The organism is Psychrobacillus antarcticus (assembly GCF_029533155.1).
GTDB lineage: Bacteria > Bacillota > Bacilli > Bacillales_A > Planococcaceae > Psychrobacillus > Psychrobacillus antarcticus.
The window spans coordinates 13,378-28,060 of the sequence record NZ_JAIZDB010000026.1 but is presented as its reverse complement, the minus strand read 5'-3'; the positions used below and the strand labels follow the sequence as shown (position 1 = coordinate 28,060).

The 14,683-nt window shown below is 35.9% G+C and carries 13 protein-coding genes and 2 pseudogenes; 5 read left to right on the top strand and 10 right to left on the bottom strand.

The window, feature by feature from the left end; all coding sequences use genetic code 11:
* Positions 1-104: 104 nt before the first annotated feature.
* The 6 genes and pseudogenes from LDK52_RS14480 to zapA form a co-directional block, all read right to left on the bottom strand.
* Positions 105-1,793, bottom strand: a complete 1,689-nt coding sequence (locus tag LDK52_RS14480; RefSeq protein WP_277586669.1) for an AMP-binding protein — start codon at positions 1,791-1,793, stop codon at positions 105-107.
* Positions 1,794-2,100: 307 nt separating this feature from the next.
* Positions 2,101-2,514, bottom strand: a complete 414-nt coding sequence (locus LDK52_RS14475) for a DUF350 domain-containing protein (RefSeq protein WP_277586668.1) — start codon at positions 2,512-2,514, stop codon at positions 2,101-2,103.
* 68 nt (positions 2,515-2,582) lie between these two features.
* Positions 2,583-4,946: an endonuclease MutS2 gene (locus LDK52_RS14470; RefSeq protein WP_277586667.1), complete on the bottom strand. Its 2,364-nt coding sequence runs from the start codon at positions 4,944-4,946 to the stop codon at positions 2,583-2,585.
* 16 nt (positions 4,947-4,962) lie between these two features.
* Positions 4,963-6,666 (bottom strand): DNA polymerase/3'-5' exonuclease PolX, encoded by a 1,704-nt coding sequence (polX, locus tag LDK52_RS14465; protein ID WP_277586666.1) that lies wholly within the window; start codon positions 6,664-6,666, stop codon positions 4,963-4,965.
* A 641-nt stretch (positions 6,667-7,307) separates the two neighbouring features.
* A pseudogene (locus tag LDK52_RS14460) lies at positions 7,308-7,845 on the bottom strand (CvpA family protein).
* Positions 7,846-7,849: 4 nt separating this feature from the next.
* Positions 7,850-8,110, bottom strand: a complete 261-nt coding sequence (gene zapA / locus LDK52_RS14455; RefSeq protein WP_277586665.1) for a cell division protein ZapA — start codon at positions 8,108-8,110, stop codon at positions 7,850-7,852.
* A 77-nt stretch (positions 8,111-8,187) separates the two neighbouring features.
* Between zapA and rnhC the strand changes: the two genes are divergently transcribed.
* On the top strand, positions 8,188-9,120 hold the full coding sequence (gene rnhC, locus LDK52_RS14450) for a ribonuclease HIII (protein ID WP_277586664.1): 933 nt from the start codon (positions 8,188-8,190) through the stop codon (positions 9,118-9,120).
* A 78-nt stretch (positions 9,121-9,198) separates the two neighbouring features.
* On the top strand, positions 9,199-9,690 hold the full coding sequence (locus LDK52_RS14445; RefSeq protein ID WP_277586663.1) for a hypothetical protein: 492 nt from the start codon (positions 9,199-9,201) through the stop codon (positions 9,688-9,690).
* 3 nt (positions 9,691-9,693) lie between these two features.
* Here the strand turns inward: LDK52_RS14445 and LDK52_RS14440 are convergent, their stop codons facing one another.
* The 4 genes and pseudogenes from LDK52_RS14440 to LDK52_RS14425 form a co-directional block, all read right to left on the bottom strand.
* Positions 9,694-10,794, bottom strand: a complete 1,101-nt coding sequence (locus LDK52_RS14440) for an NAD(P)H-dependent flavin oxidoreductase (RefSeq protein WP_277586662.1) — start codon at positions 10,792-10,794, stop codon at positions 9,694-9,696.
* Between the two features lie 113 nt (positions 10,795-10,907).
* Positions 10,908-11,429, bottom strand: a complete 522-nt coding sequence (locus LDK52_RS14435; RefSeq protein WP_277586685.1) for an NUDIX hydrolase — start codon at positions 11,427-11,429, stop codon at positions 10,908-10,910.
* A gap of 3 nt (positions 11,430-11,432) precedes the next feature.
* Positions 11,433-11,906: pseudogene (locus tag LDK52_RS14430) on the bottom strand (GrpB family protein); the annotation flags it as partial.
* A gap of 6 nt (positions 11,907-11,912) precedes the next feature.
* Positions 11,913-12,464 carry a ribonuclease FAU-1 family protein gene (locus LDK52_RS14425; protein ID WP_277586661.1) on the bottom strand — a complete coding sequence of 184 codons (552 nt, stop codon included), beginning with the start codon at positions 12,462-12,464 and terminating at the stop codon, positions 11,913-11,915.
* 240 nt (positions 12,465-12,704) lie between these two features.
* Between LDK52_RS14425 and LDK52_RS14420 the strand changes: the two genes are divergently transcribed.
* From LDK52_RS14420 to LDK52_RS14410, 3 genes are all read left to right on the top strand, one after another.
* Positions 12,705-13,850, top strand: coding sequence for an MFS transporter (locus LDK52_RS14420; protein WP_277586660.1), 1,146 nt, complete (start codon positions 12,705-12,707; stop codon positions 13,848-13,850).
* 105 nt (positions 13,851-13,955) lie between these two features.
* Positions 13,956-14,150 carry a hypothetical protein gene (locus LDK52_RS14415; RefSeq protein WP_277586659.1) on the top strand — a complete coding sequence of 65 codons (195 nt, stop codon included), beginning with the start codon at positions 13,956-13,958 and terminating at the stop codon, positions 14,148-14,150.
* Between the two features lie 185 nt (positions 14,151-14,335).
* Positions 14,336-14,665 carry a hypothetical protein gene (locus LDK52_RS14410; protein WP_277586658.1) on the top strand — a complete coding sequence of 110 codons (330 nt, stop codon included), beginning with the start codon at positions 14,336-14,338 and terminating at the stop codon, positions 14,663-14,665.
* Positions 14,666-14,683: the final 18 nt, after the last annotated feature.

Genomic DNA, 14,683 nt, shown 5'->3' with positions numbered 1-14,683 from the left:
GATTCGGCCTGCATTTTACCCTTGGCTGAATAAAATAAAAATATGAATGACGATTCATTCATATTTTTATATTATATTTAATTTTATTGAATGTCAATAATCAATTAACTTTGTACTGCTTGTTTTGCCTTTTCTTCATCTATTAACTTTCTTCTTAAAATTTTGCCTACCGCGGTTTTCGGAAGTTCTGCTCTGAATTCATAGATTCTCGGCACTTTAAACGCCGCCAGGTTTTCACGACAAAAAGTATTTAACTCTTCTTCTGTCACAGATGCTCCTTCTTTAACTACTATATATGCTTTTACTGTTTCTCCTCTGTAAGCATCTGGAACTCCAGCAACAACACATTCCTGAATTGCCGGGTGTTCATATAGTACTTCTTCGACATCCCGAGGATAAATATTAAATCCGCCAGCAATGATTAAATCTTTTTTACGATCGACCACATAGAAGGAACCGCTTTCATCCATATACCCCAAATCACCAGTTAAAAACCAACCATCACGCATTGTCATTTCCGTATCTTCTGGTCGATTCCAATAACCTTTCATCACTTGAGGTCCTTTAACTACAATTTCACCAATTTCACCAAATGGTAATGGCGTTGTGGAATCAACTCCAAAAATAGCTGCATCCGTATCTGGCCATGGAATACCTACCGATCCTTTAACCCGATCTTCTACATATATCAAGTTCGCATGTGTTACTGGAGAGGTTTCGGTCAAGCCATAACCCTCTACTAATCTACCACCAGTAACTTTTTCAAACTTTTCTTGTACTTCTAATGGTAATGGAGCAGATCCACTTAAACAAGCTACAATGGAAGATAAATCATACTTTTGGATATCTGGATGATTCAATAACCCAATATAAATTGTAGGAGCCCCCGGGAATATAGTTGGTTTTTGCTTATCTATCGTTTTTAATGCAGTTTCCACATCAAATTTAGGTAATAATACCATTCTATTACCTAGCATAACAGAAAATATTAATACAGTAGTCATTCCATATACATGGAAGAAAGGTAGAACTCCTAAAATACTTTCTTCCCCTTCTACTGCTTTATAGTTCCACGCTGTACACATAGTAGTATTCGATACTAAATTTTTATGTGTAAGCATTACTCCTTTTGGAAATCCTGTTGTACCACCTGTATATTGTAACAGTGCAATATCCTCTTCAAAATCAAAAGGAATAGTAATCGACTCCGCTTTTCCAATTTTCATAATTTCAGGAAACAAGTGATTAATACCACGATGCTCTACTTTAACGCTAAATCCATATTGTTTCTTTTGTATAAAAGGATAAACAAGATTTTTAGGAAAAGGTAGGTAATCTTTTATACCAGTAACGATGATATTCTCTAAATCTGTTTCTTTTATAATTTTTGTAACACGTGGATATAATATATCCATTGCTAAAATAACTTTTGCTCCTGAGTCCTTCATTTGATAAGCAATTTCTCTTTCTGTATATAGAGGATTTGTCTGAACAACAATTGCCCCCGCATATAATGCACCATAGTAGCCTATTACCCCTTGTGGACAGTTTGGTAACATAATCGCAACTCTATCACCCTTTTGGATACCAATCGATTGTAAATAGTTTGCAAACTTCAAAGACGATTCGTAAAGCTCTTTGTACGATAAATCTCTCCCCATGAAATGTATCGCAATCTTTGTTGGAAATTTCTTATACGCCCTAGTCAAATATTCTTGAACAGGAATGTGTTCATAGTCAAGCGTATGCGGAATTTCTGGTGGATATTGTGCTAACCACGGCCTTTCAGTCATGTTAACGCCCCCTTTGTTTCTAATAGCGTGAATATTCCTATTTTTAATTATAGAGAAAAATGAATGACAATTCAATTCTTTAATGAAAAGAGTTTTAAAAAGTTTACTAGTAACCATTAAGAGCTAGAAATAAAAAGACTGCAACGCTCACTTCCTCATCAATAAGATTAAAAGTGCGACGTTGCAGTCTCCAAATACGCTATTCATTTAGTATATTAATTTGTAACGATATATATTATACCAACTACGACAAATAGTACGCCAACAGCCAATAAAATTTTCGACAACTTTTCCATTATTATCGCTCCTAAGAAATACTTGCACCAATAACAAATGATAATCCGACAGAAATAACTAGTGAAATAAACCCTATTGAACGATTATCATTTTCGATTTCCTGATCAACATTGAAAGTTGGCGTTAAAAATTCAAATAACCAATATGCAATAATTAATAGAGTAAAACCAAATAAACCCCAACCAACCATTTGAAATAATGAATTATGTTGTTCAATGGAATACCTGAAAATATTACAAATACCAAAAATTTTCCCACCTGTAGCAAGTGCAACTGCTACATTGCCTTTTCTTATTTCTTCCCAATTATTATATTTCGTTACTATTTCAAAAATAACCATCGAAACGAGTAAGCATAAAATAACAACACTGAAGTAACCAGCAGACTCTACAAGTGGGTTTGACCAGAAACTAGACTGAAGCATACTTAAAACCCCTTTTACACTTTTCCTTCTATACGGTGAGCACGATAAAAAGTTTCATAATTTATTAATTATTTTAGTTCCACAACTGTTACTCCGTGTCCACCTTCACCAGCCTCACCGAAACGATAGCTCTTCACACGAGAATGGTTTTTCAGAAACTGTTGGATAGCTTGTCTTAATACTCCAGTACCTTTTCCATGAATAATAGAGATTCTTGGATAATTTGAGAGAATCGCATCATCTAAATACTTTTCTGTTCGGATTATCGCATCCTCATAACGTTCTCCACGAAGATCTAACTCTAATTTGACATTGGAGTCTCTTCCACGTATTGAATGGACAGAAACAGTTTGTTTTTCTTTCTCTGGTTTCACAAATTCGAGATCAGATTCATCTAGTTTCATTTTTAACATACCAATCTGAACAGACCACTCCGTCTTAGACAGCTTTTCAAGTAGAGTCCCTTTTTGACCGAAGCTTACTACTTTCACTTCATCCCCAGATTTCAACTCTTTAGAGATTTCATTTAATTTCTTTTGCTTTTTCAATACTGGATTATCTGGCAAAGCAGCATCTAGACGTTTTTTAGCATCGATCAACTCATGTTCCTTTACAAGCACATGTGTATTGGATTGCATTTTACGCAGTTCACTAATAATATCATCTGCTTCTCGGCGAGCATCATCTACAATTTTCTTTGCTTTGTCTTTGGCCTTTTGTTCTAGTTTTTCTTTACTCTGTTCCAATTCAGCTAATCGTAGTTCTACATCTTCTTTTACTTTACGAGCTTCCGTCAAGTGGACTTCCGTTTCTTCTGCATCTCTTTCTGCTTGTCGACGACTGTTCTCCAAAGATGCAATCATGGAATTCACTTCTCCGCGATCAGTCCCTGTATAGGTTTCTGCTTGGCTAATTATATATTGTGGTAGTCCAAGTCGCTCGGAAATCTCAAAAGCATTACTTCTACCAGGTACTCCTATTAACAATTTATAAGTTGGACTTAACGTTTCAATATCGAATTCAACACTTGCATTCGTAACTCCAGGTCTATTGTAACCATATGCCTTTAGTTCAGGATAATGTGTCGTAGCCATCACTCGGGCTCCAGTCCCATGTACTGCATCCAATATAGAAATTGCGAGTGCCGCACCTTCTTGTGGATCGGTTCCTGCTCCAAGCTCATCGAATATGATTAATGATTTATCGTCATATTTTTTTAGTATATCGACAATATTAACCATGTGAGAAGAAAAGGTACTAAGACTTTGCTCAATAGATTGCTCATCTCCGATATCTGCAAATACAGATTCAAATAATGCCACTTCAGAGCCATCCAAAGCAGGAATAGGAATTCCACTTTGTGCCATTAATGTACAAAGGCCAACTGTTTTCAGTGTAACTGTTTTACCACCTGTATTCGGTCCAGTGATTACAATAGTTGTAATGTCTTTCCCGAATTCTATTGTATTTGGCACAGCTGTCTCAATTGGAATAAGTGGATGTCTTGCTTTCACTAAACGAATATATCCTTTGTTGTTAATGAGTGGCATCGTGCATTTTTGAGCTTGTCCATATTTTGCTTTAGCTAAAATTACATCAACTTCTCCCAGGACACTTACTAGAAGAAAAATGTCATGCCCTACTATTTCTACCTCAGCTGTCAACCTGATCAGGATACGATTAATCTCTTCCTGTTCCTTCACCTTTAAGCTTCGTATATCATTGTTTATTTGCACAACTGCAGAAGGCTCAACGAATAATGTTTGTCCCGAAGAGGATTGGTCGTGAATTATCCCACCATAGTGACTGCGATATTCCGACTTAACCGGAATCACATAACGATCGTTCCGGATGGTAATAATCGAATCTGAAAGCATTTTTGCAGCATTAGCCCCTCTAGTATAGCTTTCTAGTTTTTCACGTACACGACTAACCTGAATACGTAATTGTTGGCGAATAGAGCGTAATGTACTACTAGCGCTATCTAACACGGAACCATTTTCATCTATACAATCATTAATCTCATGTTCAAGTGCAGTTAAAATCGGAATATCCTCTTTGATTCTTAGGAAGTGAGGAATATTAACATCCTCCGATTCTGATACATTTTCTAAAAATTGGCGTAATATTTTACTTGCACGAATGGTACTTGCAATCTCCATTAATTCCGTAGGGCTAAGCATACCTCCAATTTGGGCACGTTTAGCATGAGGTCGGATATCTGTCATTCCTCCCATAGGAACATTTCCTCGTAAACGAAGAATTGCCATCCCTTCATCCATTTCCTCCAACAGCTTCGTCACTTCTGAAAAGTCAACGGAAGGAATGAGGCTATCTATATGGCTTTTTCCAATTGAAGAAGTACAGTAATTTGAAACTTCTTCTCGAATTTTATAATACTCTAAAGTTCTCAGTGCTCTTTCAGCTATCAACCGAGGCACCTCCTAATTATTTCTGTATATATTCCTTAAACTTATCAAAAGACCAAGTGTTCACGATATTGTCTTTGTGCAACCAGGCTTTTTGAGCGTATCGTACACCAATATCCATATATTTCAGCTGATCGATATGATGAGCATCCGTATTAATGGCTATTGGAACACCTTTTACTTGCGCTAACTTTAAATACTCTGTGTTCAAATCGAGACGATATGGATTGGCATTTAACTCCAAAATTTTGCCATACTCTTTCGCCCATTCTATGAGAGTTGGAACATGTGGATTATAACCATCTCTTTGTTCAATTATTCTGCCCGTAGGATGTGCAATCATATGTACATACGGATTTTTCACAGCTGTTAATAGTCTTTCCATAATCTTTTCTTGTGGTTGGCTAAAACTAGAATGAATAGAAGCTATAACAAAATCTAATTGCGAAAGCACATCATCTTCAAAATCTAGCGAGCCATCTGGTAGTATATCCATCTCAGTACCAGTAAGGATTTCAATATCTGTATATTTTTCATTTAGTTCATGTATGATTTCTATCTGGTTCATTAATCGTTCCTTAGAAAGCCCATTAGCTACTTTTAAATAATTGGAATGATCCGTAATAACCATATGTGAATAGCCTTTCGAACGGCAAGCTTCTACCATTTCTTCTATAGAGTGAGCCCCATCCGACCAAGTACTATGCATATGAAAATCGCCTTGAATATCCTCTAGTTTTACTAATAAAGGCAATTGATCTAGCTTGGAAAACTCCGATCCGTCTTCTCGAACAGTTGGTGGTATAAAAGGCAAGTCAAAATAAGCATAAAAATCTTCTTCTGATTCAAAATGCTCCACACTTCCATCTGCTAGCTCCACACCATATTCACTGATTTTCTTCCCTTGGTCTTTCGCAATCTGACGCATTTTAATATTATGGTCTTTCGAGCCGGTAAAATGATTTAATGCAGATGCATACTGGTTTAGCTCTACCAGTCTGAAATCGACATCAATTTCTACATCCACATCTAAAGTTACGGAAACCTTTGTATCCCCTGCTGCAATTATGTTCTTTATTGGAAGTACTTTTAATAATTCTTCTCTAACTACTTGGGGAGAACTTGTAGCGATGATAAAGTCGATATCTTTACTCGCTTCTTTAACCCTTCTGTACGATCCCGCAACAGAAAATTTATCTATCAATGAAATAGTAGCAAGTTTTTGCTCGATAAGCTCCACTATAGGCTCAATTTGCCATACTGCAGTTCTTTCTGGCTTAGATTGAAGGTTTACTATTTCTACTAATATTTTCTCTTCTGTCTTTTTTGCAAATCCGGGTAGGCTTTGGACTTTCCCTTCTTCACAAGCAAGCTTCAGTGCTTCTATTGAGTCAATCTTTAATTCCTTATAGAGCTTAGCAATTTTTTTGCCGCCAAGCCCTGGGATCTTAAGCATCGGTAGTAATCCATTAGGAACATTCACTTGTAATTCTTTAAGCAATGAAGATTCACCAGTAGTGATTAAATCCTCTATTACAGCCCCCGTTGCTGATCCAATTCCTTTTAATGATGCAATATTATCCATTTCAGACAAACTTCTGTCATCCAGCTCTAGCACTTGTGCAGCTTTTCGAAAAGCGGATACTTTAAAAGGATTTTCCCCTTGTAATTCCATATATAACGCAATTTTTTCCAATGTTTTTATAATCGTCTTCTTATCCATCGATAACACACCTCTTTCATTAGATTTCGAATAGTAAGAAAAACCAGGCAAAAAGACGCCAGGTCCTTTAAGAACAAGAACCTAGATATGCCGTTGATTTCCGCTCCGGTCGGACGCTTTCCGTGGGCACGGCTCGAGCCTGTAGTCTCTCCCTCGTGCTGTCCCACAGGAGTCGCCGACCTGCGCTTCAATCAACAATAACCACTTAAAAATAAGTAAAGTGAATACAATATTACATAAATAAACGGTCTTTCTCTATCTTCATCATATAAATTAAAGCCTGTTTTCTACAACTATCATTAGACGGCAACCCTAATTCAAAAAAGACTACAAGTAATTTGAATTGATTACTAAAATTTTCCAAATCATTTTATGTTAGCGATAAGCTATGCCAAATCTTTTCGTGTAGTAATTACACACTAATTGATTGTAGTGCAAGGTGGCGTCTCCAGCGGGAAAAGCGTTAGGCGAAGACCCCGCAGCGAAGCGAGGAGGCTGAGGCAACGCCCGCGGAAAGCGTCCACCTGAAACGGAAATCATTGGATTATTCGTTCTTACAAGTCTCTTAAATCTAGTGTTGACTGGATATTTTTATATGCTTTCTTATTATTTTTAAAAAAACTTCCCTCTATCGAGAGAAGTTATTTTTCAATATAAATATACCACCATTTTTTTACCATTTCCGATAGGATTGGCGTGTGATCTAACATCCAACCCGTTAAAACGGAACCTGATATTAAGTTTTGGATAAAATCAATCGGTAACAGAGCAAATACATATAGTAGTACAAATAAAATAAAATTCGATAACTCCTAAAATTGCTCCTACCATATTGCTTACAAAACCTAAAATAGGTAAATACTTTAAAAAATCAAACATAGATGCAATCATTTGCAAGGCAAATTTCACCACTATAAAAATAAGTGCAAATGCAATAATTCGATAAAATGTCTGAGCCAAATCCAAGCTATCCACTGCAATTGTCAACTTAGAACCAGCAGTTACAGCAGGAAATGGAATCCATAAAACAAATTTATCCGCAAGTGGTTTATAATAAGAGTAAGCTACTATGAGGGCGATTATAAAACCAGTCATGTGGATTAGTTGAACAATCAACCCACGCTTTGCGCCAGTTATTAATCCGCCTACAAGTAATATTAATATAATTATATCTAACATATTTTCAGTCCTTTAACCTTTTCAATTCTTCTTCTAAAAGCTCTAATTGTTCTTTTACTTTTATGTAGTCATTTACAGCATTTACAGCTGTGAGCACAGCTAGCTTTGCAATATCTAGTTGACTATTATGTGAACTTATCTCTCTCATTTTATCATCCACCATTGATGCTACTAATCTCATATGGCCTGATGATTCAGAACCTACCATTTTGTAATTCTGTCCGTATATATCAACCGAAATTCGTGTTTTTTCTTGTTCTGACAAAGCCATACCCTCCTCAGAAAATCCTAATACTAATAATAACACGAAATAGATTACGATGTGAAGAAAGGAACGAACGAATGTCAAACACTGTCTTATTAATGAAGTCAAATGAAATGGAAAAAGTAAAAGCCCACTATATTAAATTTAAGGTAGAACGCTCTGCTCCTGGCGTTATTTTCGCAGCAAAGCTAGCAGATACAGCCATTACTATGTATAAATCTGGCAAGGTTATGTTTCAAGGAAATGGTGCTGAACGGGAGTCCTCTCTGTGGGGAACAAGTTCGACCAAAACAACTTCCACAAGTGTAGCGAAAGGAGATATTTTACCTCCCAACTTTTCTACTTTATCTGTACTAGGTTCCGATGAAACAGGAACTGGTGACTATTTTGGCCCTATTACAGTTGCAGCTTGTTTTGTAAGTAGCGAACAAGTAGAACTAGTCAAAGAACTAGGTGTCAAGGATTCCAAGATGCTTACAGACGATGTGATGCGTAAAATGGCACCTGACTTAATGGCGACTTTAACACATAGCGTCCTAGTATTGAAAAATGAAAAATACAATGACATACAATCTCGTGGATCGTCCCAAGGAAAAATAAAAGCACTTATGCATAACCAAGCACTTAAGCATGTGTTGACAAAAATGGGGGCAGAAAAACCCGCATATATATTAATAGATCAGTTTGCAGAGCGTGGTATTTACTACAATCATATTAAAACAGAAAAAGAAATCATCCGAGAAAATGTTTTGTTTTCTACAAAAGCGGAGCAGATCCATGTTTCTGTTGCAGCGGCATCTATTATAGCAAGATATGCTTTCTTAATAGAAATGGACCGTCTAACTGAAATAGCGGGTACAACAATACCAAAAGGTGCAAGCGCTAAAGTCGATGAAATTGCCGCTAAGATTTATGTGAAGCACGGTGAAGAATTTCTAAAGTCGATAACAAAATGGCATTTTGCTAATACACAAAAAGCAATTAAGTTAGTAAACAAGAGAAGATTTTAACATAACACAAAGCATTATAAATGCATAACATGTAAAACATGTATAATCACATGTTTAAATAGCGATGGAGGTTTGAGTATGGTAAATTTTCAAGGTTTTCAGGGTACCGTTACCATGATTAGTGATTTTATGATAGGGGTCAATGGTGAAGGAGAAGGTTGTTATACCTTAATGGCCGTAGATAACGGGAACGGAAATTCAGTAAATTTTGTGGTGTCCCCCACTACTTATTTTGTAGATCATGCCATGGTAGTTGTAGGCGATAGGGTTACTGGATACTATGATGGAGATGCACCTGTTCCTCTTATTTTCCCACCACAGTACCGGGCACTTGTGATAGTAGAAGAAAATCCAAATCGGAATGTCAAAGTAGACTACTTTAATAGCCAATTGGAGAGTAGTGATGGTCAATTAAGACTAAATATATCACCATATACTCCAATATTATTAACAAATGGGCAGCCTTTTACAAAAAGTCCTGCAAACCGAAATCTAATTGTTATTTATGGTCCAACCACAAGAAGTATCCCAGCCCAAACTACTCCCTATGAAATTATTGTTTGGTGTTAGAACTTAAGGAAAAACATTAGTGGGGGGTTCATCCCCCCCACTTACTTTTCTTGTTTCATCCATAACCCTTTTAACTAGTTGTTCAACAGTCTCGATCCTAGCAAGTGTGGCACTTTGACCTGACCAAAGTGACATATATTCTTTGTTATTTTGGTTGGCAGAGGCTTTTCGAATCGATTGTGTTAGAGCATTTTGTATTGGAAAGATTGGAACAGTCTCAACATGTTCTTCCATTTCCATTGTAAATATATTTTTAATACCTCTTGCCCATTTCCCAGAAAATGCTCGTGTTAATGTCGTATCCCCATTTTTTGAATACATAACTGCTTCTTTGTGTAAAGGATGCGCACCACTTTCTTCACAAGTCAAAAAAGCAGTGCCCATTTGAACAGCTTTTGCTCCCAAACATAAAGCAGCCGTTAATCCTCTTCCATCCATTATTCCACCAGCCGCAATAATTGGTACACTAACATTGTCTGAAACTTGCGGAATCAAAGACATCAAACCAATTAAGCCTTCCTCATGACTGCTTATGAAGTTTCCTCTGTGACCTCCAGCTTCACTTCCTTGTAAAACCACTGCATCCATTCCCAGTTTTTCAATATAAATTGCCTCTTCCACAGTAGTAGCTGTTCCAATTGTAGTTACATTATGTTGTTTAAATTTTCCCATCTCATCAGCAGTTGGAACTCCAAATGTAAACGAACATATAGGTACCTTTTCTTCTATTACTACTCGTATTTGTTCCTTATATGAGTAAGACGCATCTTCCGTGTTAGGAAGAGTGGTCTCTTCTTCATGTATGTTTAATTGCTCACGATATCGGTTTAATAAACTATTCGCCATTTCTACTTTGTTTTCTGAGATTTCAAATTTGCTCGGAACAAATAGATTTACACCAAAATTATTGGTAGTTAGCTGCTTTACTTCTCTAATCTGCTCTCGCAATTGAATAGGACTCATATATCCAGCTGCGATCATTCCAAGTGCTCCATTATTTGAAGCAGTAGCTACTAATTCCGAAGTGGTAATTCCTCCTGCCATTGGAGCTTGAATGATTGGAAATTCTATTTTCAATAGGTTGGTAAGATCATTAGTAATCATATTTCCCCTCCATATTCATCTAAAAACTACATTAATGGAATTTCTCCTATTTTACATAGTATAATTTGAATTGATGTAATACAAATCTATTAATTTCCTATCTGTGATTCATATTAACTATCAAGTTTAACTTTCCAATTATAGTAATTGATATCTAATCCCAAATCATTTGTTCTAAGCCATTCAAATGCTTTCAACACTAATGGCGAAGCATTTTCAACCGAAACCTCTTCTTCTAAAATCCACTCCGCTCCAAGTGAGTCTTGCCCTTCAAATTGATCGGGAACTCCTATAACTCCACCTATTTGTTTTACTAAATAATATACTGCAATATGATGAACATCCGTCAAACCTCTCCAGTCAGTTGAAATCATAAAATCGGTAGTTCCAATGCTTTTAATAATTTCAATTTCAAGACCTGTTTCTTCCAGAAATTCTCTTCTCATCGCATTTACTAAACTTTCTTTATCTTCTAAACTACCACCTGGTAAATCGAAACGATTAATGTAAGGTCCTCCACTTTTATTAATCACGAGCAGTTTTCCATCTTGGACACAGATACCATAAACTCCAAATGCTCTATGGAAATTACGTCCTCCTAATTTTTTTACCCAATGGAGTGCTTGTTGTTCAATCTCTTTGGCTAATTCTTCTTTTCCATTAATATAGGCCTCCATACTATAGGGAAATTGCTTTGCTAGTGCTTCTTTTAATTCTCCGTACTTTCTTGCATTAATAGGATGAACTCTCAAAAAATCTCTGAATAACAGATGCCGTTCAATCTCAGGATTACCCATTTCATACATATGTACATGGTGAGTCCGATTGTCTCCACCTTTTTGAAAGTATCTACGACCAGGAAGTCCATTTTCACCTCTGGGTTCATAGCCAATTGCAATCATCGCATTGTTAAATGCATCAATTTTATTTATATCTCGAACAATTGGCATTATATCAATTATTGGTTTTGCACTCAAACCATTTACAGATGTGCTTCCAATATGATGAATCATTTGAATTTCTAAACCGAAAACCTTTTGAAGCAGTATTGCTTCTTCATCAAACTTTTTCTCCCACTCCTCTGAAAATGCTACAACTTCAACTTTACGCATTTCAATCTATCTCCCCAATTTTAAAAATGTCGTTAAGAGCTCCTTATGAACCGCAGAATAATTAAGTAAACCGAAATCTCCCTGCATAATACTAGCAGTAATTTCAGTTGCTTGAGTCCGCGCCAAGTTATACACACTTTGATCAATCCAACCGTTTACTAGAGCCTCTTCCAGTTCATCTTCATCCTGTTGAATAATCTCTCCTGTAGGCAATACGATAATATCTAAAAACAAATCATCCCACCAAGGCACATTATTTTCTGTTCCTATTTCGTTGCAAATATCAATATACCACTGAATCACTTCGCCATTTGCATCAAACATAGTAGTTACAGTATAATTTTTCTCATTTGGAAAGTGCTGTAGCCACATATATCCATCATCTACAATGCAGATACTTTTTTCATCATACTTTACCCATAAAGGCTCCGTTACTTGAACTAAGTTTAATAGAGTTATATATCCAGTAAATTCCTCCTTCTCAATAAAAGATTGTGCATACTCCCTTTTCAATATTCGCTTCCAATCCGAACGGTCCCCAAACCTTCTTTTTAACATATCTAGTCCCCCACTCTCAACACTTTTTTCTAAACGAATACAACCGTGAGATTAAGAAATTTCATTTTTTGAATCCTAAATATAAACCCTTCTCTTATACTAAAAATTATAACAGATTTACTATTTACACTAATCAGTAATTTTAAAAGTGCTTGTTTATTCCACTAAAAACTGCTAATCAATATTAAAATCAGTTACAATATAAGGAACTATTTCAGTTTTACTTAAGGAGAATTTTAATTGAAGACTCATGTTTTATTAAAAGGATATAATTTTTTGTTTTTTGGTTTACTCGCACTCTTTATTCCTTTTTTACCTGTGTATTTAGGGGAACAAGGACTATCCACTAGTGAAATCGGAATAATCATTGGGACCGGAGGGTTTGTCACTTTAATCGCACAGCCTTTATGGGGGTTCATCAGTGATAAAACAAAAACAATTCGTAAAGTTATGCTATTACTTGTTTGTTTGACTGCAGTTTCCGGTTATTTTTTATTTAACTTCGATAGCTTTGTGTTACTCATTACTTTTGCCTTGCTCGTGTATTTTTTCCTCATGCCACTTGATCCATTAACAGAGAGCTTGAATTTTACTGTTTCGGAAATGGCTCGAATTAGCTATGGTTCCATTCGAACATACGGAGCACTTGGATATGCAGTTGTGGCATTAGTTGCTGGATTTGCGATGGATTATTTTGGGGTGAGCAGTCTATCCATTTTATTTGTTATATTGGGAATTCTTTCGTTCGGAATTGTTTGGTTCATGCCTGATGTACAAGCCTCAGCAAAACCTATAACGATGGACGGGTTAAAAACAGTATTGCGAAACAAAGAAATGCTGCTATTTTTAGCATTAGTTTTTATAAGCTCTGTACCTGCTCGTATGAACGATACTTTTTTAGGCATTCATATTAAAGCTTTAGGTGGAGATACATCCCTAGTGGGAATTGCCTTTTTCTTGGCCGCTACAAGTGAAATCATTATTTTTGCTCTAAGTTTTTGGTGGCTTCGAAAAGGTAAAGAGTTGGAGATTATTACGATTGCTACTTTTTTTTACTTTTTACGTTTTTTTATATCAGGCTATGTAACAAGTCCTGTTACTCTAACTATCTTACAAGTATTACAAATGCTAACATTCCCCATTTTTTACACCGCTGCTATTCAGTATTTGTATAACATAATGCCAAAGGAATGGCGAGCTACGGGACAAACTGTTCTAGCATTACTATTCTTCGGATTATCTAGTATTATCGCCTCCTATGCAGGTGGTTTCCTCTACAAAGAGTTTGGTGGTCAAATATTTTACTTTATCCTTTCAGGGATGTCCTTCATCGGAGTTCTATTTGGAATAATTTTATCATTTCGAAAGCAAAAAATTAATGCATGAATATTATCTCGAAAAATGGGTATTAAATATATATAGTCCTTAAATTAGTACCTTTTACTAAGCTTTCTTCAACTATAGGAAGAGATTTTGGTGGAAGGTGATTAATTGAGGAGAGCCTATGGAGTAAAAAAACTATCATTATATTTAGATACAGTAGGGTATCCACTTACGGAAGAGGAAATTGTTGATTTGATCACAAAAAAAGAAATTCCGCATTTAAAACCGATGGCAAATATGATCGTCTTCAATTTGGATCATGTAGATTGGTGGATTAGTAACACACAAATTACTCCAAAATGAAATGCCCTGCTAATTGCAGGGCTTTTCATTTTGCATATCATTTTTTTGCCATCGAAATGTTCCTATCTGTAAGAAGAAGACTAAACTATTTTCTACCTTGACGTTTTCTTGACATATTAATTTTATATTATATGGTAAAACGCTAGGGGGAAGACGTCATACAGGTTAAAAAAAATTGGTTTATATTGCCGATAGTAAGTGCAATTTTATTAGTTATAGGTTCTGTTTATATTATTCAGGTACTTGAATTAGATGAAGACAATTCAGTTTATTCTTACGAAGGAAAACTATTTAACGAAGATGCGGTGACTACTATTGAAGTAACAATTGATGAGGAAGATTTTGCTGATATCCTTGCTAATCCATTAGATGAAGAGTACAAAGAAGCAGCAGTTACTATAAATGGTGAAACGGTTGAGAGGGTTGCTATTCGTACGAAAGGAAACTCTTCATTAACATCCGTTGCTCAAAGTGATTCTGAGCGCTATAGTTTGAAAATCGATTTCAATTACTGATTCAAATCAATCATTCTA